20 protein-coding genes are annotated in these 21781 nt (G+C 66.6%); 11 read left to right on the top strand and 9 right to left on the bottom strand.

Annotated features, from left to right (window positions below):
* Positions 1-224: 224 nt before the first annotated feature.
* Positions 225-1274 (bottom strand): NADP-dependent oxidoreductase, encoded by a 1050-nt coding sequence (locus ABEA50_RS22410; RefSeq protein ID WP_345497643.1) that lies wholly within the window; start codon positions 1272-1274, stop codon positions 225-227.
* Positions 1275-1910: 636 nt separating this feature from the next.
* On the opposite strand from ABEA50_RS22410, the gene ABEA50_RS22405 reads away from it, so the two are divergent.
* Together ABEA50_RS22405 and ABEA50_RS22400 are read left to right on the top strand one after the other, a co-directional pair.
* The gene (locus ABEA50_RS22405) at positions 1911-2468 is read left to right on the top strand and encodes a hypothetical protein (protein ID WP_345497641.1); all 558 of its coding nucleotides are present in this window, start codon (positions 1911-1913) and stop codon (positions 2466-2468) included.
* A 190-nt stretch (positions 2469-2658) separates the two neighbouring features.
* A complete protein-coding gene (locus ABEA50_RS22400) occupies positions 2659-4011 on the top strand; it encodes a cytochrome P450 (protein ID WP_345497639.1) in 1353 nt (450 codons plus the stop codon).
* A gap of 96 nt (positions 4012-4107) precedes the next feature.
* Here the strand turns inward: ABEA50_RS22400 and ABEA50_RS22395 are convergent, their stop codons facing one another.
* The 6 genes from ABEA50_RS22395 to ABEA50_RS22370 are packed head-to-tail and all read right to left on the bottom strand — an operon-like array spanning position 4108 to position 10245.
* Positions 4108-5334 (bottom strand): cytochrome P450, encoded by a 1227-nt coding sequence (locus ABEA50_RS22395; protein ID WP_345497638.1) that lies wholly within the window; start codon positions 5332-5334, stop codon positions 4108-4110.
* 36 nt (positions 5335-5370) lie between these two features.
* Positions 5371-6981 carry an acyl-CoA synthetase gene (locus ABEA50_RS22390; RefSeq protein WP_345497637.1) on the bottom strand — a complete coding sequence of 537 codons (1611 nt, stop codon included), beginning with the start codon at positions 6979-6981 and terminating at the stop codon, positions 5371-5373.
* 24 nt (positions 6982-7005) lie between these two features.
* The gene (locus tag ABEA50_RS22385) at positions 7006-8259 is read right to left on the bottom strand and encodes a hypothetical protein (RefSeq protein WP_345497636.1); all 1254 of its coding nucleotides are present in this window, start codon (positions 8257-8259) and stop codon (positions 7006-7008) included.
* A complete protein-coding gene (locus ABEA50_RS22380) occupies positions 8253-8804 on the bottom strand; it encodes a Cif family virulence factor (protein ID WP_345497634.1) in 552 nt (183 codons plus the stop codon). Before ABEA50_RS22380 ends, ABEA50_RS22385 begins: the two co-directional genes overlap by 7 nt.
* Entirely contained in the window at positions 8801-9040 is a 240-nt protein-coding gene (locus ABEA50_RS22375) for a ferredoxin (RefSeq protein WP_345497632.1), read from the bottom strand. Before ABEA50_RS22375 ends, ABEA50_RS22380 begins: the two co-directional genes overlap by 4 nt.
* A 2-nt stretch (positions 9041-9042) precedes the next feature.
* Positions 9043-10245, bottom strand: coding sequence for a cytochrome P450 (locus tag ABEA50_RS22370; RefSeq protein ID WP_345497631.1), 1203 nt, complete (start codon positions 10243-10245; stop codon positions 9043-9045).
* A gap of 291 nt (positions 10246-10536) precedes the next feature.
* Between ABEA50_RS22370 and ABEA50_RS22365 the strand changes: the two genes are divergently transcribed.
* The 7 genes from ABEA50_RS22365 to ABEA50_RS22335 all read left to right on the top strand — a co-directional run bounded on the left by ABEA50_RS22365 (position 10537) and on the right by ABEA50_RS22335 (position 17194).
* Positions 10537-12003 (top strand): aldehyde dehydrogenase, encoded by a 1467-nt coding sequence (locus tag ABEA50_RS22365; protein ID WP_345497719.1) that lies wholly within the window; start codon positions 10537-10539, stop codon positions 12001-12003.
* A gap of 34 nt (positions 12004-12037) precedes the next feature.
* Positions 12038-12787, top strand: a complete 750-nt coding sequence (locus ABEA50_RS22360) for an SDR family oxidoreductase (protein WP_345497630.1) — start codon at positions 12038-12040, stop codon at positions 12785-12787.
* Between the two features lie 40 nt (positions 12788-12827).
* A complete protein-coding gene (locus ABEA50_RS22355; RefSeq protein ID WP_345497628.1) occupies positions 12828-13235 on the top strand; it encodes a carboxymuconolactone decarboxylase family protein in 408 nt (135 codons plus the stop codon).
* Positions 13236-13307: 72 nt separating this feature from the next.
* The gene (locus ABEA50_RS22350; protein ID WP_345497717.1) at positions 13308-14180 is read left to right on the top strand and encodes an LLM class F420-dependent oxidoreductase; all 873 of its coding nucleotides are present in this window, start codon (positions 13308-13310) and stop codon (positions 14178-14180) included.
* Positions 14181-14182: 2 nt separating this feature from the next.
* Positions 14183-15445 (top strand): glycosyltransferase family 4 protein, encoded by a 1263-nt coding sequence (locus ABEA50_RS22345; protein ID WP_345497627.1) that lies wholly within the window; start codon positions 14183-14185, stop codon positions 15443-15445.
* On the top strand, positions 15439-16170 hold the full coding sequence (locus ABEA50_RS22340; RefSeq protein WP_345497626.1) for a class I SAM-dependent methyltransferase: 732 nt from the start codon (positions 15439-15441) through the stop codon (positions 16168-16170). The genes ABEA50_RS22345 and ABEA50_RS22340 overlap by 7 nt, the downstream gene beginning before the upstream one ends.
* Positions 16157-17194 (top strand): glucosidase family protein, encoded by a 1038-nt coding sequence (locus ABEA50_RS22335; protein WP_345497624.1) that lies wholly within the window; start codon positions 16157-16159, stop codon positions 17192-17194. Before ABEA50_RS22340 ends, ABEA50_RS22335 begins: the two co-directional genes overlap by 14 nt.
* A gap of 147 nt (positions 17195-17341) precedes the next feature.
* Here the strand turns inward: ABEA50_RS22335 and ABEA50_RS22330 are convergent, their stop codons facing one another.
* The gene (locus ABEA50_RS22330) at positions 17342-17971 is read right to left on the bottom strand and encodes a class I SAM-dependent methyltransferase (protein WP_425577687.1); all 630 of its coding nucleotides are present in this window, start codon (positions 17969-17971) and stop codon (positions 17342-17344) included.
* 490 nt (positions 17972-18461) lie between these two features.
* Between ABEA50_RS22330 and ABEA50_RS22325 the strand changes: the two genes are divergently transcribed.
* On the top strand, positions 18462-18956 hold the full coding sequence (locus tag ABEA50_RS22325; RefSeq protein ID WP_345497622.1) for a nitroreductase family deazaflavin-dependent oxidoreductase: 495 nt from the start codon (positions 18462-18464) through the stop codon (positions 18954-18956).
* Between the two features lie 12 nt (positions 18957-18968).
* Here the strand turns inward: ABEA50_RS22325 and ABEA50_RS22320 are convergent, their stop codons facing one another.
* On the bottom strand, positions 18969-21035 hold the full coding sequence (locus ABEA50_RS22320) for an AMP-binding protein (RefSeq protein ID WP_345497621.1): 2067 nt from the start codon (positions 21033-21035) through the stop codon (positions 18969-18971).
* 467 nt (positions 21036-21502) lie between these two features.
* Here ABEA50_RS22320 and ABEA50_RS22315 point away from each other — a divergent pair, with 467 nt between their 5' ends.
* The gene (locus ABEA50_RS22315) at positions 21503-21733 is read left to right on the top strand and encodes a hypothetical protein (RefSeq protein ID WP_345497619.1); all 231 of its coding nucleotides are present in this window, start codon (positions 21503-21505) and stop codon (positions 21731-21733) included.
* Positions 21734-21781 lie beyond the last annotated feature (48 nt).

Below are 21781 nucleotides of genomic sequence, written 5' to 3'. Positions count from 1 at the left end.
CAGAGCGATCTTCGGCGTCACCCGCGACCCGGCTCCGGTGTCAGCGGCTCCGGTGTCAGCGGCTCCGGTGTCAGCGGCTCCGGTGTCAGCGGCTCCGGTGTCCGGTGCTCACGGTCTACGACCGGATCGGTGTTTTCGGCAAGCGGTCGCCAGCATCACCGGTGCGATGTCTCGTTGGTCGGGAGCGGTGATGCTGTCGCGCAGCATTTCCACGCGGCGACACACTACTCGGCCACGCGGACGACCAGCTTGCCGAAGTTTCGGCCCTCCAGGAGGCCGATGAAGGCTTCGGGGGCGTTGGCGAGGCCGTCGGTGAAGTCCTCTTGGTAGCGGACTGTGCCGTCGGCGACCCAGGTGGTCATGTCGCGCAGGAAGTCCGGGAACATCTCTCGGGCGAATTCAGTTTGGATGAATCCGCGCAGGGTGAGGCTTTTGATGAGGACGCGGCCGTAGAAGGCGGGCCAACGATCGGGGCCTTCGGGTTTGTCGGTCGCGTTGTAGGTCGCGATCAGGCCGCAGACCGGGACGCGGGCGTAGGTGTTGAGGAGGGGGAATACGGCGTCGGCGACCGCGCCGCCGACGTTTTCGAAATAGACGTCGATGCCGTCGGGCACCGCTTCGGCGAGGCGGTCGGCGAAATCCGGTGCGCGGTGGTCGATCGCGGCGTCGAAGCCGAGGTCGTCGAGCAGGTGCGCGCACTTCTTCGGACCACCCGCGATACCTACCGCACGGGCGCCCTTGACCTTGGCGATCTGCCCGACCGCCGAGCCGACCGGGCCCGAGGCGGCCGCGACCACCACGGTCTCACCCGCGCGGGGTTGTCCGATGCGCAACAGTCCCGAGTAGGCGGTGAAGCCCGGCATGCCGAGTACGCCGAGGGCGGTGGAGGCGGGGACCGCGTCGGGGTCGAGTTTGCGCACCTGCGACGCGGACACCACGTCATGGGTTTGCCAGCCGGAGTACGAGAGCACCACATCACCTTCGGTCAGCGAGGGGTCGCGGGATTCGAGCACCTCCCCCACGGTCGCACCGACCATCACGTCGCCGACCGCCACCGGTTCGGCGTAGGACTCGGCCTCGCTCATCCTGCCGCGCATGTAGGGGTCCAGCGACAGGTACTTGATCCGCACGAGCGCCTGGCCGTCCGCCACAGCGGGCAGCGGTGCGGTGTCGGTGCGGAAGTTCGCGGCGGTCGGCGCGCCGACGGGCCGCGAAGCCAATACGATCCTGGTCGACTCGAGTCCCCCTGTGGTCTGGTTCGACGGTGCGCTCATCTGTCCCTTCCTCTGCTGGTAGCTGCTGCCCATCGCACTGTGCCCGTGCTGGCGCCGGTGATCATGACGGCGCCGAGGTCATCGGGTTCGGCGGCGCGACCGGTCGACCTGCTGTTCGGCGTCACCGGTAGCCGACGACCTGGTCGACCCACGCCCGCTTCGAGGACGGAGTCGCCAGTTGTGCCATCGTGCCGTGGAAGCGTGCCGGAGCCCATCGACTACGCCATACCCCACCGGCCCGTCGACAATCAGCCCCGGCACTACCCACTCGCCGACGACCGAGGGCGGATGTGTCCGACGCAGACCACCGCCGTCGCCGCGACGCCGGTACATCATCCCGAACGCACCGGTCGCGCCGGCCTGCGACTAAACCACCTCGGCCAGATATGACCACATTCAGCCACGTCCATTATTGGACACTCTCGGCCCGCACCCCGCGAACGCAGAAAGACGTGTGGCCAGGACCGGAGCTGTCCGGGGCCTAGCTCAGGATTCCTTGCACCGCAACGACTTCGTCTTGTCAATATCACGAAACGGTTGCTCATCCGGTGTGCCCCAGTGAAAATGAGGGTGGCCGAGATCCGGCTTCCAGGGGACACGTCGGCCGCAGCGCCGACAGAACTATGGGGAAACACGATGAGAGTCAAGAGATTTGCCGCCACCGCCATGATCGCGGTCGGCGCCGTCGCGGTAACCGCGGGAGCGGCGCAGGCGCAGCCGAACCAGGCCGCCGACATCAGCGTGACAGGTGCCGAGCATGGAGTCGAATACACCACCGCGCCCAGTGTCGACGGTAAGTCCGTCGTCACCACGCTGGCCTCAGGTGCCTTCACGGTGACCGACGACGCCAAGGCTGTCGCACTCACCGACAGCACCGGGGCTGTCGTCGCGACCCTGCCCCTGGCCTTCCAGACCAACGGTCAGACGTTCGGCCTGAACGCGCAGATCGGCGAGGCCGGCCGCACGCTCACCATGACGCCGGTCAACGCGCCCACCGCGACCGAGCACATCGCGCAGCTGGTCGATGAGGCCTCGGATACGCAGGCCCGTAAGGAGCACAACGCGGGTGTCGGCGCGCTCATCGGAGCCGGGATCGGCGGCGTGATCGGCTTCTTCCTCGGTGGCGTCGGCGCGCTGGTCACGGTGCCGATCGGTGCCGGAATCGGCGCCCTCATCGGGTACTCCACCCCGTAGTTCGACCGCGGGTTTTCGCGACGCGCGCCGGTACTCCGGCGCGCGTCGCGCTGTGTGTGTGGGGGGGTACCGCGACGTCGGCCGACAGTGACGGGTCCTGCGAATTCCTTGCCCACGCCGGGCGCACCGTAGTACTGTCCAGACACGTGTCCATCATTTGTCTGGACAGTGATCCGGGGAAGGAATTCCAATGACTGCGCTGAAACCGAGGCGGGTATCCGGCGGCGAACACGAACACGGCCATCTCGAGGAGTTCCGCGTCGACCCGCTCGCCCTGATGCGCAGGGTCAGGGAAGAATGCGGCGACGTCGGACTGTTCGAACTCGCTGGCCGCCAGGTGATCCTGCTGTCGGGCGCCGAGGCCAACGAGTTCTTCTTCCGCGCCGGCGACGAGGAACTGGACCAGGCCGCGGCCTACCCGTTCATGACACCGATCTTCGGCGAGGGCGTGGTCTTCGACGCGAGCCCGGAACGCCGTAAGGAGATGCTGCACAACCAGGCGCTGCGCGGCGACCAGATGCGCGGGCACGCGGCGACGATCGAACACGAAGTCGAACGGATGCTCGCGACCTGGGACGACGAGGGCGAGATCGACCTGCTCGACTTCTTCGCGGAGCTGACCATCTACACCTCCTCGGCGTGCCTGATCGGCGTCAAGTTCCGCAACGAACTCGACGAACGCTTCGCGCACCTGTACCACGAGCTGGAGCAGGGCACCGACGCCTTGGCCTACGTCGACCCCTACGCGCCGATCGAGAGTTTCCGTCGCCGCGACGCCGCCCGCGCCGAACTGGTGGCCCTGGTGCAGGACATCATGGACGGCAGGGCCGCGAATCCGCCCACCGACAAACAGGATCGGGACATGCTCGATGTCCTGGTGTCGGTGCCCGACGAGAACGGCGATCCGCGCTTCAGCGCCAGCGAGATCACCGGCATCTTCATCTCGATGATGTTCGCCGGCCACCACACCACCTCGGGGACCGCGGCGTGGTCGGTGATCGAACTGCTGCGCCATCCCGAGGTGCTCGCCGGTGTGGTCGAGGAACTCGATGAGCTCTACGCCGACGGTTCCGAGATCAGCTTCCACGCGCTGCGCCAGATCCCGCAGCTGGAATCGGTGCTCAAGGAAACGTTGCGTCTGCATCCGCCGCTGATCATCCTGATGCGCGTCGCACGGGAGGAATTCGAGGTCTGCGGCACCCTGATCAGTCCGGGCGACCACGTGGCGGCCACGCCGGCTATCTCGAATCGGATCGCGGAGGACTTCCCCGACCCCGACCTGTTCGACCCAGGCCGCTACATCGACCCGAATCAGGCCGACATCGTCAACCGGTGGACCTGGATTCCGTTCGGCGCGGGCCGTCACCGTTGCGTAGGCGCGGCGTTCGCACTCATGCAGCTGAAGGCGATCTTCTCGATCCTGTTGCGGGACTGGGAGTTCGAGATGACCCAGCCTTCGGAGAGCTACCGCAACGATCACAGCAAAATGGTGGTACAGCTGGCCAAGCCGTGCACCGTCCGCTACCGCAAGCGCAAGCGCTAGCGCCGACGAAAAGGGGCGTTCCGGTGCGGAACGCCCCTTTTCTCGTCTGCGGCAGCAAACTATCCTCTGCGGCAGCAAACTATTCGTAGCGCGAGACTATTCGTAGCGCACTTGCCAGCTCTTGATTCCGTTGATCCACCCTGACCGCAGCCGCACCGGCTCGGCGACCTGGCTCACGTTCGGCATAGCGTCGGCGATCGCGTTGAACATGAGGTCGATCTCCAGGCGGGCGAGGTTGGCGCCGACGCAGTAGTGCGTGCCGGTGCCGCCGAAACCGACGTGCGGGTTCGGGTCACGCAGCACATCGAAATCGAAGGGATTGCCGAAGCCGTCCTCGTCGAAATTGGCCGAGCCGTAGAACAAGCCGACGCGCTCGCCCTCCTTGATCGACTGACCGCCGAGCACCACGTCCTCGGTCGCCGTGCGCTGAAACACCGTGACCGGTGTCGCCCAGCGCACGATCTCGTCCGGCGCCGTCCTCGGTCGCTGCTGCTTGTAGCGCTCCCACTGTTCCGGGTTCTCGAGGAACGCCTTCATGCCGTGGGTGATGGCGTTGCGGGTGGTCTCGTTGCCCGCCACCGCGAGCAGGATGACGAAGAAGCCGAATTCGTCCGAGGCCAAGGCTTCCCCGTCGACGTCGGCGTGCACCAACTCCGAGACGATATCGGCCACCGGGTCGGCCCTGCGTTGTTCGGCCATCTGCCAGGCATAGCCGAGGATCTCCAACGAGGCGAGCGCGGGATCGCCGTACTCGGGATCGTCGTAGTTGAGCATCTGATTGGACCAGTCGAACAGCTTGCGCCGATCGGCCTGCGGCACGCCGAGCAGTTCCGCGATGGCTTGCAGCGGCAGCTCGCACGCCACCTGCTCCACGAAATCCCCCGCACCCGAACGCTTCGCGTCGTGCACGATCTTCGCGGCCCGTTCGGTCAGCGCCGCGCGCAACCCCTCGACCGCGCGCGGAGTGAACCCCTTGGCGATGATCCTTCGGATCTTGGAATGCTTGGGCGGGTCCATGTTCACCAGCAGCGCGCCCGTCGCCTCCCGCTGCTCGTCGGTCGAGTCATTCGGGAAGCGGATGATGGAGCCCTTGCGCTGCGAGGAGAACACCTGCGGGTTGCGCGAGATCTCCTTGATGTCCTCGAGCCTGCTCACCACCCAGTAGCCGCCGTCGCGGAAACTACCCGAGGTCTCGTCGGGCTGCGCGTTCCACCACACCGGCGCGGTGCGCCGCAACTGCGCGAATTCGGTGACGGGAGTTCGGGACTCCCACAATTCCGGATCAGTGAAATCGAATCCCACCGGCAACGACGGTGCTGCCATGACTACCTACTTCCTGCACGAGTGGATATGAATCGGTCACTTGGACCGGTGATCGGGGTCGCGCCCCTCGGTAACCCCACGGGCCCACCGGTAATCGGGTTTGCCGCTGGGCGCGCGCACGACTTCCTCGGCGACCCAGACGCATCCGGGCACCTTGTATCCCGCAAGGTGCTCACGCACGTGCGCGAGCACAGCGCCGAAATCGATGCCGTCGGCGCCAGCCGCCGACACCACCGCGGCGACCTGCTGGCCCCAACGCGGGTGCGCCACACCGACAACCACGGCGTCGTAGATCGCGGCGTGCGACTTCACGACGCTCTCCACCTCTTCGACGAAGACCTTCTCGCCGCCGGTGTTGATCACCATGTTGCCGCGCCCGATGAGCGTGATGGCGCCGTCGGCCTCGGCGCGCGCACGGTCGTCGGTGACCACCATGCGGATGCCGTCGACGGTCTTGAACAGGGCTTCGGATTTCTCGGGGTCCCGGTAGTAGCCCAACGGCACCGAGCCGGTCTTGGCCAACCAGCCCTCCTCGCCCGCGGCGACCGGCCGCCCCGCTTCATCGACGACGACGGCGCCGCGACCGGTCTGCACTCGTGGCCCCCGCGCGGGGTCGTCGTCCTTCTGCGCGAATCCGATACCGCCGAAACCGGTTTCGGACGAGCCGATCGAATCCGAGACCACCGCCGACGGAAACAACTCCAGCAGTGCGTTTTTCACCGGCTGCGACAGCAGCGCGGCACCGGAGGCGACCGCGATCAACGATCCGGCGTCCACCGACTCCTCGGCGAACGCGTCGAGCAGCGGTCGCGCCATCGCGTCACCGGTGATGACCATGATCTGTGGCCGGTTACGCGCCACCGCCTGCCACACCCGACGAGCATCGAAACGCGGCTCGAACAGCACCGTATTGCCCGACCACAGCGCGGTGAAGGTGGGCATCATCGCGGCGGCGTGGATCAGCGGCGGCAGGATGAACCAGATACTCGGATCGTTCGCCTTACCGACCCGCGACTGCTGATATTCGTCGGCGACCGGTTCGCCGGTGTAGAAGTCGATGCCGCCGCCGAGCACGCGCCACATGTCTTCCTGTCGCCACATGACGCCCTTGGGCTTTCCGGTGGTGCCGCCGGTGTACATCATGAAAAGGTCGTCGCCGGTGCGCGCGGTGAAGGGCCGCCACGTCGCACCGGCGGCTATCGCGAGTTCGTAACGGACGGTGCCGATTTCGGCTTCGGCGGTGACCTCGTCGTCGTCCACGCTGAGGCAGTGCCGCAGCTTCGGCGCGTGCGCCCGCGCCGCGCGCACGGTGTCGGCGAAGACCGCATGGTGCACCAGTACCTCGAGGTCGGCGTTCTCGTAGACGTAAGCCGCCTCGGCGACGCCGTACCGGAAATTGATGTTGATCGGGACCGCGGCGAGCTTGAAGCACGCGATCAGCGTCTCCATCGTCTCGATGCTGTTGTGCAGCTGGAACCCCACCTTGGTGCCGCTGCCGACCCCCATCGCCGCCAAGTAGTGCGCCAGTTGATTGGCTCGAATATCCAAGTCGCGGTAGGTAATCAGGCGATCTTCTTGGATCAGGGCGATCCGTTCGGGCATGGCGTCGACGGAATGCTCGAACAGGTCGGCGAAGTTGTAGGACATCGTTCCCCTCCGGGGGTGAGCGCCTCACACGACGGTGAGCGGCAGCGGTATTCCTCGATCGGTGAAGTGGAAGTCGGCACCCGTGCTGAAGCGGGTCACCGCGACCTCGGAGGCTTCCTTGTATGACCGGGTGCCCACCCGGAATTCGATGCTCAACGCGCCCGCGTCCACGGTGGCGCTCGCCTCGAAGCGCGGATCGACGCCGCGAGCGAGAGCGAGCACCGGTTCGAGGTGCTCGGCGTCGAGCAACGCGGCCCAGCCCCCGTCGACTCGAGCTGCGCTCTCCGACGGAATCCGCAGGCGGACGGTCGACTTCGCGTCGTCCACGGTGATGTCGGTGTAGGGCAACGGGTTCGACATCGGGTGCAGCCGCAGTACCTCGGCCAGGGCGTTCGGGCCGGTTCCCAGGTCGAGGCAGTCACGAAGTCGCTGTGCGGTGAGACCCGCGATCCCGGTGAACTGCTTACGGCCGATGCTCACCGCGGTGTCGTCGTCGCCGAGCGCGCGCACGGCGGTCAGGAATCCCAGCGTCAGCAGGTGCTGCTGGAGGCACACCTCGTCGGCGAGTCGAATCAATGCCGACCGGGAGAAGTCGCCGAAGCGCAGGTCGCTGAGCAAGGGTCCCGCGTAGTCGCTGGCACCCTCGTCCTCGGGGTCGATCGGCGCCAAGACCAGCTGTGCCGCACGAGAGTTCGCGATGAGCTCGGCATTGGGTGGCACCGGCGGCGGCACGTGCGCCTGGTCGATGACCACCGTCCACGCGCACGCCGGGGTACGTCCGGCGGGGTTGCGCGGTGGTCGGTGAATCGGACGAACCTGCGCGTACGGGTTGGTGGCCAACGCGGTCGCGTCGAAGGTGGGGTCCTCGATGTCGTGGCACATGGCCACCACGAACGCCTCCCCCATCGGCTCCACATCCGCCAGCGCGCCGCAGTGATCGAGCCAGAACTCGCCGTGCGTCGAGTCCTCGACCCGAAACCGGAAGTCCATGAACTGCGGCGGCGCGCCGATATCCAGTTGCAGCCCTTTGAAAATGGTGACCACGTCGGTGCCGGGAATCGCGAGCGCCTCGCGGATCCTGCGGGTGTAGACGGGGCTGGCCAATTGCCACTCTTCGATGGCGGCGGCCGTCATCCCCTCGCGTCCGAAGGCCCCGAGCGAGTGCGCCATCCCCGAACGGTCGATCAGGTGTCCACACAGCAGGAGCTCGGGGACCAGGACGGCGAGCTGGTCGCGGGTCAGCTTCGCGAAATTACTGGCTGGCACGGGACTCACCACAGCGCGACCGGCGATTCACCGATGCGATACCACCCCGGCAGCGGGGTCTTCGAGGTGGAGCGCTCGATGCGCTTGTGCATGCCGTCCGACAGCGCGTTGTCGGTGATCATCTCCAGGAACAACGCCGAGACGTTGCCGAAGTCGAAGAAGTCGCGCTGCCACGACCACTGGTAGTCGCCGCCGTAGCGAAACCAGCTGCCGCCGATGCCCTGTGGGCTGTAGTGGCTGCCGTCGGCGCGGGTGCGTTCGCTGACCTGCTTCCAGAGGCCGATGACGTTCCCGCTGCGCTCGTCGACGACGAATTCCTGATACGGGTAGGTCCAGCCCTCCAGTCCGAGCATCTCCTGGCCGAGGGCGATATCGCGGATCTCCGCGCGACCAACGGACATGAATTCCTGGGTGGGCCCGTAGTTCCAGCCGTAGGTGGCGTCTTCGGTGTACATCTCGGCCAGCGGCTTCCAGTCGCCGGCCTGCTCACAGCGCTCGTTCTCCAGCACCCAGCGCCGCACCATCTCGTCGAGTTCGGCGCGCTCGAAACCTGTCATCGGTCAGAACCTTTCGTGGACCCAGTGGACGCACTGGACGATTCGGGGGCACTCTCGATGAGCGAGAGCGCCTGGGTGGGGCAGTAGCGGATCGCGTTCCTGACCTCTTCGGTCACCGCCGCGTCCGGTGCGAGCACCTCGACCGTGCCGCGCTTGGGGACGGCGAATACCTCCGGCGCCTCCGCCGCGCAGACCGCGTGGCCCTGGCACAGATCGGGATCGACGACAATGCGCATGGTTACCTCCGCACCGTGATCGGCAGTTTCGCGAAGCCGCGCACATTGCTCGAGTGCACCCGCACGATGTCCTCCGGGTGCAGCGTGTACGCGCTGACCCGATCCGCGAATTCACGCAGCGCGACGCTGGTTTCCAGACGTGCGAGGTGCGCACCGAGGCAGAAGTGCACGCCGGCGCCGAAGCTGGCCAGATTGCCGCCGTCGGTGCGTCCGATCCGGTAGTCGTCACCGTCGGTGAAGACCGTGTCGTCGCGGTTGGCCGAACCGATCAGGAGCAACACCTTGGCTCCCGCCGGAATCGTCGCGCCGTGCAGGTCGATATCGACCGTGGCGGTGCGCGCGACGATCTGGCTGGAGGTGTCGTAGCGCAGCGTCTCCTCGACCCATTCCCCGACCCGCTCGCGGTCGGCGACGACCTCGGCATATTCCCCGGGATTGCGTGCGCCCCAATACAATGCGTTGCCGAGCAGCTTGGTGGTCGTTTCGTTCCCGGCGACCACCATCAGGAACATGAAGCCGATGATCTCTTCTTCCGACAGCCGGTCACCGTCGATCTCGGCTTCCAGCAGCGCGGAGGTGAGGTCTTCGGTCGGGTGCGCCCTGCGCTCGGCGACCATGTCCGCGTAGTAGCCGATCAGGCGCAGCGAGGAGTCCATCGCCGCTTCCGGCACGTCGAAAACGCCGTCTTCCCGGTGTACGACCAGGTCGGCGAGTCGTCGAATCTCCGCGCGATCGGCCTCGGGCACACCCATCAGTTCGGAGATGACGTCCATCGGCAGCAGGCCGGCGAACTCCTCGATCCAGTCGAAGGTGCCGCGCGCCAACGCGGGCTCGAGATGCGCGACGGTGAGTTCGCGGATGCGATCTTCCATCTGCGCGACACGTTTGGGCGTGAACCCCTTGTAGACCAGGCGGCGCATGCGCATGTGTCGCGGATCGTCCATCGCGAGGAACGACATCACCTTGTGCGCGTTCGGGCCCCACGCCGCGGGATCGAGCGAGACACCATTGGCGCTGGACAGGCGGGTGGTGTCCCGGAACGCGGCGGTGACATCCGCGTGCCGCGACAGTGCCCAGAAGTCCAGTCGCGGATTGTGATACAGCGGCGCTTCGGTGCGCAGCCGGTGATAGATGGGGTACGGGTCCTCGTGGAACTGGTAGTCGTACGGGTCGAACGTCAGCGGCTCGACCGAAGCGGCCGTCATTGTGCACACCCCGATTTCTATAACGAGTTCTGCTCGGAAGACCATGCGCGGTCAGCCGACAGAGACACATAGCTGGACATGTGTCTGGACGGTACCACCGACGGTCGAGCGTGACAACGACAACCAGCAATCATGCCGAGAAGACGAGCGGTTTTCGCAGTATCACGCGGCAGGTGTTTCCTCGCTGCCGTTTCGGCGACTTCGACCAGGTAATGCAACTCGTTCTTGCGCAAGATCAACCGTTCAGACTATATTCCGTACACCTGTCCAGACACCATCGGAGCGATGCTCATGAGTCTTGTGCCCACCGACGGCTCCCCGCTGTTGATCGGCGGTGAACTACGCGAAGGCGGCGGCGGCCGATTCCCCACCGTGAACCCGGCGACCGAGGAAGAACTCGGCCAGGCCGCCGATGCCGACGCCACCGATATGGACGCCGCGATCGGGGCCGCCCGCAGCGCCTTCGACACCTCGGAATGGTCGCGTGACCACGCATTTCGCGCGCATTGCCTCCGTCAATTACGTACCGCCTTGCGCGACAACCTCGAGCAACTGCGCGAGATCACCGTCACCGAGGCGGGCGCACCCGCGATGTTCACCAAGGGGCCGCAGCTGGAAGGCCCCATCGACGACCTCGGCTTCAGCGCCGACCTCGCCGAAAACTACGACTGGGAAACCGATCTCGGCACCGCCGAGCCGATGGGCATCCGCTCGCAGCGCCTACTGCGGCGCGAACCGATCGGGGTCGTCGGGGCGATCACGCCGTGGAACTTCCCGCACCAGATCAATTTCGCCAAACTGGGACCCGCGCTCGCCGCGGGAAACACCCTCGTACTCAAGCCAGCACCGGACACCCCGTGGTGCGCCGCCGCGGTGGGCACCATCATCGCCGAGCACACCGACATCCCCGCGGGCGTGGTGAACATCGTGACCTCCGCCGACCACACCCTCGGCGCACGCCTCACCGAAGACCCCCGCGTCGACATGGTCAGCTTCACCGGCTCCACCGCCACCGGCCGCGCCGTAATGACCAGCGCCGCGGCCACACTCAAGAAGACCTTCCTCGAACTCGGCGGCAAGTCCGCGTGCATCGTCCTCGACGACGCCGATATCGCGGGCGCGTGTTCGATCGCCGCTTTCTCCGTCTGCGTGCACGCGGGTCAGGGCTGCGCGATCAACACCAGACTGCTGGTGCCACGTGCCGCCTACGACGAGGCCGTGCGCGTCGCCGCGGCGACCATGGGTGGCATCGTGCCCGGCGATCCGGCGAATCCCGGAACCGTCTGCGGACCGCTCATCTCCGAACGCCAACGCGCGCGGGTGGAACGCTATCTCGCGATCGCCCGCGAGGAGGGCGGACGGATCGTCGTCGGCGGTGGGCGCCCTGCCGGAAACGACCGCGGCTTCTTCGTAGAGCCGACACTCATCGCCGACACACCCAACACCGCCACCGTGGCGCGCGAGGAGATCTTCGGCCCGGTCCTGGTCGTCATCCCGCACGACGGTGACGACGACGCGATCCGACTCGCCAACGACTCCCCCTACGGCCTTTCCGGCTCGGTATGGGGCACCGATCCCGACCGCATCCGCCGCGTGACCGAGGGCGTGCGCACCGGGACGCTCGGCGTCAACGGCGGCATCTGGTACAGCGCCGACGCGCCCTTCGGCGGCTACAAACACTCCGGCATCGGCAGGGAGATGGGCCGCGCCGGATTCGAGGAATACCTCGAGACCAAGCTCGTCGCCACCGCGCGCTGACCGCACGCACACCCGAAACATCAGGAGCCCGAACATGTCTCGTTTCACGGGAAAGACCGTCATCGTCACCGGCGCCGCGCAGGGCATCGGTGCCGCCTACGCACACGCCCTCGCCGCCGAAGGCGCGAATGTCGTTGTCGCCGACCTGAATACCGAACTCGGCCAGGGAGTCGCGAAAGAGATCAGCGCGGCGGGTGGCACCGCTGTCTTCACCGAAGTCGATGTGGCCGAACCGGATTCAGCCGTCGCACTGGCCGCCGCCACCGTCGAGAAGTTCGGCGGCATCGACCATCTGGTGAACAACGCCGCCATCTACGGGCAGATGAAACTCGACCTGCTGCTCACCGTGCCGTGGGACTACTACAAGAAGTTCATGAGCGTGAACATGGACGGCGCGCTCAATGTCACGCGCGCGGTCTGGCCGCACATGACCGAACGCGGCGGCTCGATCGTCAACCAATCCTCCACCGCCGCATGGGTGTACTCCGGCTTCTACGGGCTGGCCAAGGTCGGCGTGAACGGCTTGACCCAGCAGCTGGCCACCGAGCTCGGCGGCTCGAACATCAGGATCAACGCCATCGCGCCAGGACCGATCGACACCGAGGCCACCAAGACCGTGACGCCGAGCGTGATCGTCGACGACATGGTGAAACGGTTGCCACTCAAGCGCATGGGCACACCGCAGGACCTCGTCGGCGCGTGCCTGTACCTGCTCTCCGACGACGCGAGCTGGGTGACCGGGCAGATCTTCAATATCGACGGCGGACAGATCCTGCGCGCCTGACCGAGCACGCCCCGACGACCCGCAGAAAGTAGGCACACCCATGACCGAGGACACCCCCGCCTCCGAGACACGCCGACGCGGACTGGCCAAAATGAGCGAGGTGTACGGCTGGGAATTCCAGGACGGGCCCGGCAAGCATTTCGAGGTCACCGCCGATCACCTCTTCGCCGACATCTGGTCGCGGCCCGCGCTGAGCCTGCGCGATCGCCGACTGCTGCTGTTGGGCGCGCTCACCGCGCAGGGGCTGTTCGACGTGGCCGACATCCAGATCGGCGCGGCACTGCGCAACGAGGAACTCGACGAGGAACAACTGCGCGAAATCGCCCTGTTCCTCTGCCATTACGTCGGTTGGCCGAGCGGAACCCAGCTGGATTCGGTTGTCGGCAAAGTGGTCGCGCAGGAGAAGAAGGCCGCGCGTAAGCGCGGCGAGCCGGACGCGCAGCGATAGGGTACGCCGACAATGACTGATTCCAGCCCGAACGATTCCCGCCGCACCGAGCCCGACGGATCCGTCGCCGGATTGCGGTTCGGCATCGTCCTGTTCACCAGCGACCGCGGCATCACTCCCGCCTCGGCGGCGCGCGCCGCCGAGGACGCGGGGTTCGACTCGTTCTACGTGCCCGAACACACCCATATTCCGGTCAAGCGCGAGGCGGCGCACCCGCAGACCGGGGACGCCTCACTGCCCGACGACCGGTACATGCGCACGCTCGACCCCTGGGTCTCGTTGGCCACCGCCGCGTCGGTGACCGAACGCATCGAACTCGCGACGGCCGTCGCGCTTCCGGTCGAACACGATCCGATCACTCTCGCCAAGACCATCGCCACCCTCGACCACCTCTCCGGCGGACGGGTCGTGCTCGGCGCTGGATTCGGGTGGAACACCGACGAACTCACCGATCACGGGGTACCGCCGAAGAAGCGGCGCACCGTGCTGCGCGAATACCTCGGCGCCATGCGCGCGCTGTGGACCGAGGAAGAGGCCGCCTACGACGGCGAACACGTTCGATTCGGGCCGAGCTGGGCGTGGCCGAAGCCGACGCGCACCGTTCCTGTGCTGATCGGCGCCGCGGGAACCGAACGCACTTTCCACTGGATCGCCGAATCGGCCGACGGGTGGATCACCACACCCGGCGAAACCGACATCACCGACCGGTTGGCATTGCTGCGCAAGATCTGGACCGACGCGGGACGCGCAGGGCGGCCGCGAGTGGTGGCACTGGACTTCAAACCCGACGCCGAGCGCCTTGCCGCATGGGCCGACGGCGGCGTCACCGACGTGCTCTACGGGCTACCCGACAAGTCCGATGACGAGGTGCGTGCCTATCTCGGACGACTGTCGGGCAAGCTGGCAACGATCACCGGAGTGACCCCCGACCCCGAAGGAAGCTGACCGTGCGCATCGCCCTGTTGTCCTATCGCAGCAAACCGCACTGTGGCGGGCAAGGGGTGTACGTGCGGCGCCTCAGCGCCGGACTCGCCGAACTCGGTCACGAGGTCGAGGTGTTCTCCGGGCAGCCCTACCCGGAGGACCTGGATCCGCGCGTGCGGCTCACCGAGGTGGCGAGCCTCGATCTGTATCGCGAACCAGACCCGTTTCGCACCCCGCGTCCCGGCGAGATCCGCGACCGGATCGATCTGCTCGAGTTGGCGACCATGTGGACCGCGGGCTTCCCCGAGCCCCGCACCTTCAGTCTCCGGGCCGCACGGATACTGCGCGAGCGCGCTGCGGACTTCGACGTGGTCCACGACAACCAGTGTCTCGGCACCGGGCTGCTCGATATCGCCCGCCACCTGCCGCTGGTCGCGACCATCCACCATCCGATCACCAAGGATCGGGAGCTGGACGTGGCGGCGGCGATCTGGCGGCGAAAGCCGTTGGTGCGCAGGTGGTACGGCTTTCTGGACATGCAGATGCGGGTGGCGCGCGCCCTGCCGGATCTGATCACGGTGTCCTCGTCCTCGGCCGCCGACATCGCCGAGGACTTCTCCGTCGTCCCCGAGCGACTACGCACGGTGCCGCTGGGCGTAGATACCGAGCTGTTCGCCCCCGGCACCGCACCACGCCACGCCGGGCGCATCGTCGCGGTCGCCAGCGCGGACAAACCGCTCAAGGGAATCACCCACCTGCTGCACGCGCTCGCCGCGTTGCGCGTGACCCACGCGGTCGAGCTCAGCCTGGTCGCCAAGCTCGAGCCCAACGGTCCCACCGAGAAGCTGATCGCCGAACTCGGACTCTCCGATATCGTCACCGTTCATTCCGGTCTCACCGACCAGGAGTTGGCCGCGCTGCTGCGCTCGGCCGAAATCGCCTGTATCCCTTCGCTGTACGAGGGGTTCTCGTTGCCAGCGGTGGAGGCGATGGCCAGCGGGACGCCGCTGGTAGTGAGCCGCACCGGTGCGCTGCCCGAGGTGGTCGGCCCCGAGGGGGAATGCGCCGAGCTCACCACGCCGGGTGCTGCCGAGGAACTCGGCACCACGCTCGGGGCGCTGCTGGACTCGCCTGCTCGACGCGAGCGGATGAGCCTGGCGTGTCGCGAACGTGCCGTCAGCGTGTTCAGTTGGGAGTCGGTCGCCGCGCAGACCGTCGAGGTGTACCAGCGCGCCATCGACCGCCGTGGGGCGGACGCCGCACCGGAAGGGATACAACCATGCTGACCGTCGACTTCGATCGGCTCGCAATCGCACGTGGATCGCGGGTGATCGACGTCGGCGCGGGTGCGGGCAGACACTCGTTCGAAGCGTTCCGCCGTGGTGCCGACGTGATCGCGTTCGACCAGGACGCCGCCGAACTCGCCGGGGTAGCCACCATGTTCGAGGCGATGGTCGAAGCAGGCGAGGTGCCCGAGCACGCGTCCGCGCGCACCGTGTGCGGCGACGCGCTGGCGCTGCCGTTTCCCGATCACGACTTCGATGTGGTGATCGCCTCGGAGATCCTCGAGCACGTTCCGCGCGACACCGACGCGATCGCCGAGCTGGTACGTGTACTGAAACCCGGTGGGACACTGGTGGTTACGGTGCCGAGATGGTTGCCGGAACGAGTGTGCTGGCTGCTGTCGACGGAGTATCACAGCAACGAGGGCGGCCACGTCCGCATCTACAAAGCCGACCAACTTCGCGCCAAGATCACCCATCGCGGCCTTCGTTTCGTCCACGACGCACACGCGCACGCGCTGCACGTGCCCTACTGGTGGCTCAAATGCGCGGTCGGAGTGTCCAATACCGAGCACGTGCTGGTGCGCGCCTATCACCGACTCCTGGTGTGGGACATGATGTCGAAGCCCGCGGCGACCAGGATCGCCGAATCGCTGCTGGATCCACTGCTCGGCAAAAGCGTCGCGTTGTATTTCCAGAAGCCGGTGGTGAGCCTTGTCGAAGCCTGAAATACCGTCGGTGCCCGGTGTTCTCAGCAGCAAACAGTGTTTACAGACGGCCGAATCGATAGCAGGGACACAGCTCGCGTCGGGCGCGATTCCGTGGTCGGTCGGCGGCCATACCGATCCGTGGGATCACGTCGAGTCCGCCATGGCGCTCACGGCGTGCGGGCTGCTCGACCCCGCCGTCGCCGCGTACCGCTGGTCGGCCGAGACGCAGCGCCCCGATGGTTCGTGGCCGTCGCGGTTCCAGGACGATCGCGTCGATTCCGACGACACCGACACCAATTTCTGCGCCTACCTCGCCACCGGGGTCTGGCATCACCTGCGCTACACCGATGACCTCGCCTTCGCCGCCGAGATGTGGCCGACGGTCCGCGCGGCCGTCGACTTCGTGGTCGGGCTGCAACACGAGACGGGGGCGATCCCGTGGGCCACCGGCCCCGGCGGTCCGGTGAGCGAAGCACTGGTCACCGGGTGCGCCAGCATGTATCACAGCATTCGCTGCGCGGTCGCGCTCGGGCGACGACTCGACATCGACTGTCCGGCATGGGAATCGGCCGCCGATCGGCTCGGTGACGCGTTGCGCAGGTGGCCGGAACTCTTCACACCCAAAGATCGCTATTCGATGGACTGGTACTACCCGGTACTCGGCGGTGTCCTGCGTGGCGCGGCGGGTCACCGGCGGATCGCGGCGCGCTGGGACGAATTCGTGGTCGGCGAGATCGGCATTCGCTGCGTCGCCGATCGGCCGTGGGTGACCGGCGCGGAGACCTGCGAATTGGTACTCGCCCTGGAATCGCTCGGCGACCACGCACGGGCACGCGCGCTGTTCGGCAACATGCAGCACCTGCGCGAAGCCGACGGAAGTTATTGGACAGGACTGGTTTTCGCCGACGGAAAGCGTTGGCCGGAGGAGCGTACAACCTGGACCGCGGCAGCGATGGTGCTCGCCGCCGATGCCTTGAGTCGCACCACCCCCGCCAACGGCGTGTTCCGCGACCTGGCAGCCGACCCGTTGCCGGTGAGCTGAGCTGCTGGTCAGTGGTCGCGGCGCGGCCTGGATGGGGCACGCACCCGCACGGTCGACTTGATCGCAGCTCCCTCGGGGGTCGTCCGGCTGGAAAGCCGCAGCACTCAGCTGCGCGATCCGCGCGACAGCAGGTTCACCCGCGACCGCTCAGTCCGGTTCGATCCGCTCCAGCACACGCAGCGAGCCCGTCGCCGAGACTTCCCTGAACCGTCCGGATTCCAGTGCGCGACAATAGATGTGATACGGCGGCCGACCACCGTCACGCGGGTCGGGAAAGACGTCGTGGATCGCCAGTGCCCCACCGACTCCGACGTGCTGCGCCCAGCCCGCATAGTCGCGTTGCGCGGCTTCTTCGGTGTGTCCGCCGTCGATGAACAACAAGTCGATCGGCGCCGACCAGAACCGCGCCACCGTCGCCGAACGTCCGACCACCGCGAGGACGGTTTCGGTCAGCTCCGCGCGCACGATGTTTCGACGAAACTCGGTCACGGTGTCGAAGCGGCCGGTCACCGGGTCCACCAGTGAGGTGTCGTGATACTCCCAGCCGGGCTGGTGTTCTTCGGACCCCTTGTGGTGGTCCACGGTGAACACCACCGACCCGCTCTCGCGTGCGGCCGCGCCGAGCAAAATGGTCGACTTGCCGCAATAGGTGCCGATCTCGACCACCACACCCGCGCGGCAATACCGCCGCGCCGCCTCATACAGCGCCAGCCCCTCGTCATCGGGCAGGAACCCCGTTGCGGCGGCTGCGATCTCGAACAACTTCGGCACTGTCATCTGCTCGACGCTCGACACATGCACTCCCTGGCTCTGTATTTTCGGCTGAACACGCCCTGCTGAACCACGCCCTGCTGAGCGCCACACTTCGGACGCTGAGTCCTCCGCACGCACAGCACTCCAGACACTCGACACGCCGGACGCCCAGGCGCCGACAAGCGGCTGAGAACTCCGAGCGCTCGAGCTCTGCGCCCGCTCGAGCACTACCAGACACTACGGACGCTCAGCCATCCCGGGCGCTCGAGCGCTACAGACCTCATTCCTCGCTTCTCCACGCCGCGCGAGCACCCGTTACGCGAGGCATAAGCCGCCGAACTATTTCCGGACAGGTGTCTGGACGATACTATGAATCGACGGCGCACGGCAATCAGACCGCGAGCGCCGTCCCGCGCGATCGAGAACGCACCACACAACCACCAGCACCGCGTTCGCCCCCGCGCGCGAATACACCCAGCCCGCGAAGAGACCCCGCCAGCAAGGATATGCACCAATGCCGACCAAGCGACCGCGCCAGCTCGATTCCCCGCTGGTGCCCACCATGATCAAATACAGCGCGCGGGCCCAGGCCTGGGTCTACCGCAAGACCAACGGGCGCATCGGCGGGACGTGGCGCATCGGTGCTGGACTGCGCAAGCCCGTACCGACCCTGCTGCTCGAACATCGAGGACGGAAGTCGGGCAAGCTGTTCACCGCTCCCCTGCTCTACCTCACCGACGGCGCCGAGATCGTCATCGTCGCCTCGCAGGGCGGGCTGCCGACACATCCGCAGTGGTACCACAACCTGGTCGCGGACCCGCACGCGCACATCAGGATTCGCGCCGAGCGGCGGCCGGTGCTCGCACGCGTCGCTACCACGGACGAACGCACGCGCCTGTGGCCGCTGCTGCTGCGGCTCTACGCCGACTTCGACAACTATCAGTCCTGGACCGAACGCAAGATCCCGGTGGTCATCCTGTCCGAGGACACCGCCGCCGCGCCGTCGTGACCGCGCCGCGGCTCACACCGTCCGCTCGGTCGGCCCGCCGACCAGCATGCGCTTGAGGATCTTGCCGGTCTCGCCGCGCGGCAGCGCGCTGAGAAAGGTGACGTCCCTCGGCACCGAGAAGCGGCTGAGGCGATTGCGGATATAGGAGCGGATCATGTCCGGGTCGAGACCGGAACCCTCACGTTTCACCACGAAAGCCGCCAGCCGCTGGCCGAATTCGTGATCGGGCACCCCGACCACGGCCACCTCGCTCACCTGCGGAAGGTGCGCGAGCGCCTCCTCCACCGGACGTGGGAAGACGTTCTCGCCGCCGGAGATGATCATCTCGTCGTCGCGCCCGGCGACGAACAACCGACCCGCGGCGTCGAGATAACCCAGGTCGCCGGTGTCGAGCATGCCGTCGGCCTCGTCCGGCGGTGCGGCATTGACGTACCCGTCGAACAGCATGTGATTGCCGACGTAGATGTGCCCGGTCGCGCCGCGCGGCACCGGACGATGATCAGGGCCGAGCACCGCCACCTTCGTACCGAGCGGGGGTGTCCCCGCGGTGGTCGGCGAGGTGAGCAGGTCGTCGGGATCGGCGATGGTGGCCCAGGAGACCTCGGTGGAACCGTAGACGTTGTAGAGGACTTCGCCGTAGGCGTCCATGAACCGCAGCACCGTCGCACCGGCCAGCGGTGCGCCACAGCTCACCACGTGCCGCAGGCTGGAGGTGTCGTACCGTTCCCGGACCGAGGCGGGCAGATCGAGAATGCGATTGACCATCGTCGGCACGACGATCATAGTCGACGCCTGGTGTTCGGCGACCTTGCGCAGACACTCCTCGGCGTCGAAACGCTCCGACAGCAACACCGTGGCACGCAGCGCGGTGCTCAATTGCAGCCCGGCAAGGCCCCAGGTGTGGAACAGCGGCGCGGGGATGAGCATGGTCTCGTCCATCCCCATCGGGATGCGCGACAACAACGCGGCGACAGTGCCGAAACCCTTCGGATGTGGCCGCCGCGCCCCCTTCGGCACCCCGCTGGTACCCGAGGTGAGCACGATCAGCCTGCCCGGTTGCGAGGGCCTGCGGAACTCGCTGCCGCCTGTCGCCACCAGGTCTTCGACGGTGGCCTGTTCCGGAGAGGTCGGCCTGCCGTCGGTGTTGTAGCGCGGAATGTCGGAGTGCAGGTAGCGCACCAATTCCTCGAGATCACCGTCGACGAACAGCGCCGAAAGCCGGTGGCGCTGCACGATTTCCTCGATCCGGCGACCGGACAACCCGGCATTGAGCAAGGCCACGTCGACGCCGAGCTTGCCCGCGCTCACCATGCACTCGACCATGCCCGCGTGGTTGCGCGAGAGCAGACCCACCGCGTCGCCCGCACCGAGACCCACGCTCGCCATCGCGGCGGCCAACGCGTCGGTGCGGTCGTTCATCTCGCGGAAGGTACGAGTGGATCCGTCGGCGACCAGCGCGAGCCGATCCGGGGAGTGCGCCGCCGCGGCGGCGTAGCCGCCCGCCAGATTGAAGCCCCACTTGGCCAGGCCGCGAAGCTGTTTGGCGGCCAGGTCCGGTCGGGAGGTGAGTACACCGGAGGACATCATCTGGCGCGCGACCCCCACCTGTAGGCGCACCGGCGAGTTCTCCGCGTTGACCGCGACCGAGGTCGGTGTGCCACGCACGAGGTCGGCCGCACGCCGCAATCCGCTGCGCGCCCAGTCGATCACCTCACCATTGGACATTTGCGTCACGTACGGGTGTATCCGAGCGGGCGCGAACAGGGTGATGGTGACGTGCGTGCGTTCACCCTCACCGCTCAGGCGCACCGAGGCGAAGCTGCTCGTGCCGGGGCATTGCAGCTCGAAGCTCTCATACCAGCGTCCGACCACCACCCGGATCTGGCGTAGTCGAATTTCGGTCTGGGGCGAGCCGATCCGCAGCTCCAGCAGCGGATGACCGTCGACGTCGTGTAGTCGTTCACAGGCGCCGACGCCGAGAAAGACACGAGGGTAGGTCTGAGGTTCGAGCAGAAGGTCCCACAGTGCCCTGCGGGCTATCGGGAATTCTGCGACCACATCAACGAGATCGGTAACCAACTATTCGCACTTCTTCCGGGCCGGTTCGAAAAGCTCGGGTCGGCGGATAACTTCCTTTGTAACCTCGGGCACACCCCAGGTCAAGCCGATTGCGCACGAAAGTGCCTGACCTGCATGTGTTTGCGCCACTGTCGGCAGCACCGACACTACGACGGCACAATCTGGACAGTCGCCCATAATTCGCCACCGGAGTGAGCATCACACCAAAGGCGGTGCCCGACACTGTGATAACTCCCAGTTGTCACCGTATTCCGCCCACCGAAACGCACCCGACCACCGTATCTTGCGCACCAGCGAAACCGCCGCAAACCCTTGGGTCGCCACACAAACCGCCACCGATCACGGTGTGAACACCACCAAGGATCCGCGATGGCACCTGTCGTCAACTCATCGCGACTCTAGCGTTCATAGATATCACCGACCCGCACCGGAATTCGTTCCGACCCAAGAGCACCTGGAGCACGCGGATGAAAAAATCCGATCGCCGGATCGCAATTGCCCGATCCGAGGAAATCCTCAACTACTTCGGCAAATGTCAGGCATGCGGCTATCCCGCCCGCGCCGTCACCACGACGCTGGTCTTCGACACCGGCGCGGTGGAGACCACGGTGGTCGCCACGTGCAACCTGCCGTGCGGCTGGACCGGCAGGGTGCCGCTGACCACCATGACGACCGAAGCGTTCACCGCCGCGAGCTGAAACGACGGTGAACGCTTCTGTTTGAAACGATTATATTTACAATTGCCG

It is taken from the genome of Nocardia callitridis, from assembly GCF_039543305.1.
Taxonomy (GTDB): Bacteria; Actinomycetota; Actinomycetes; order Mycobacteriales; family Mycobacteriaceae; genus Nocardia; species Nocardia callitridis.
Note: the sequence above shows the minus strand (reverse complement) of the source record. Positions and strands in the feature narration are given on the sequence as shown.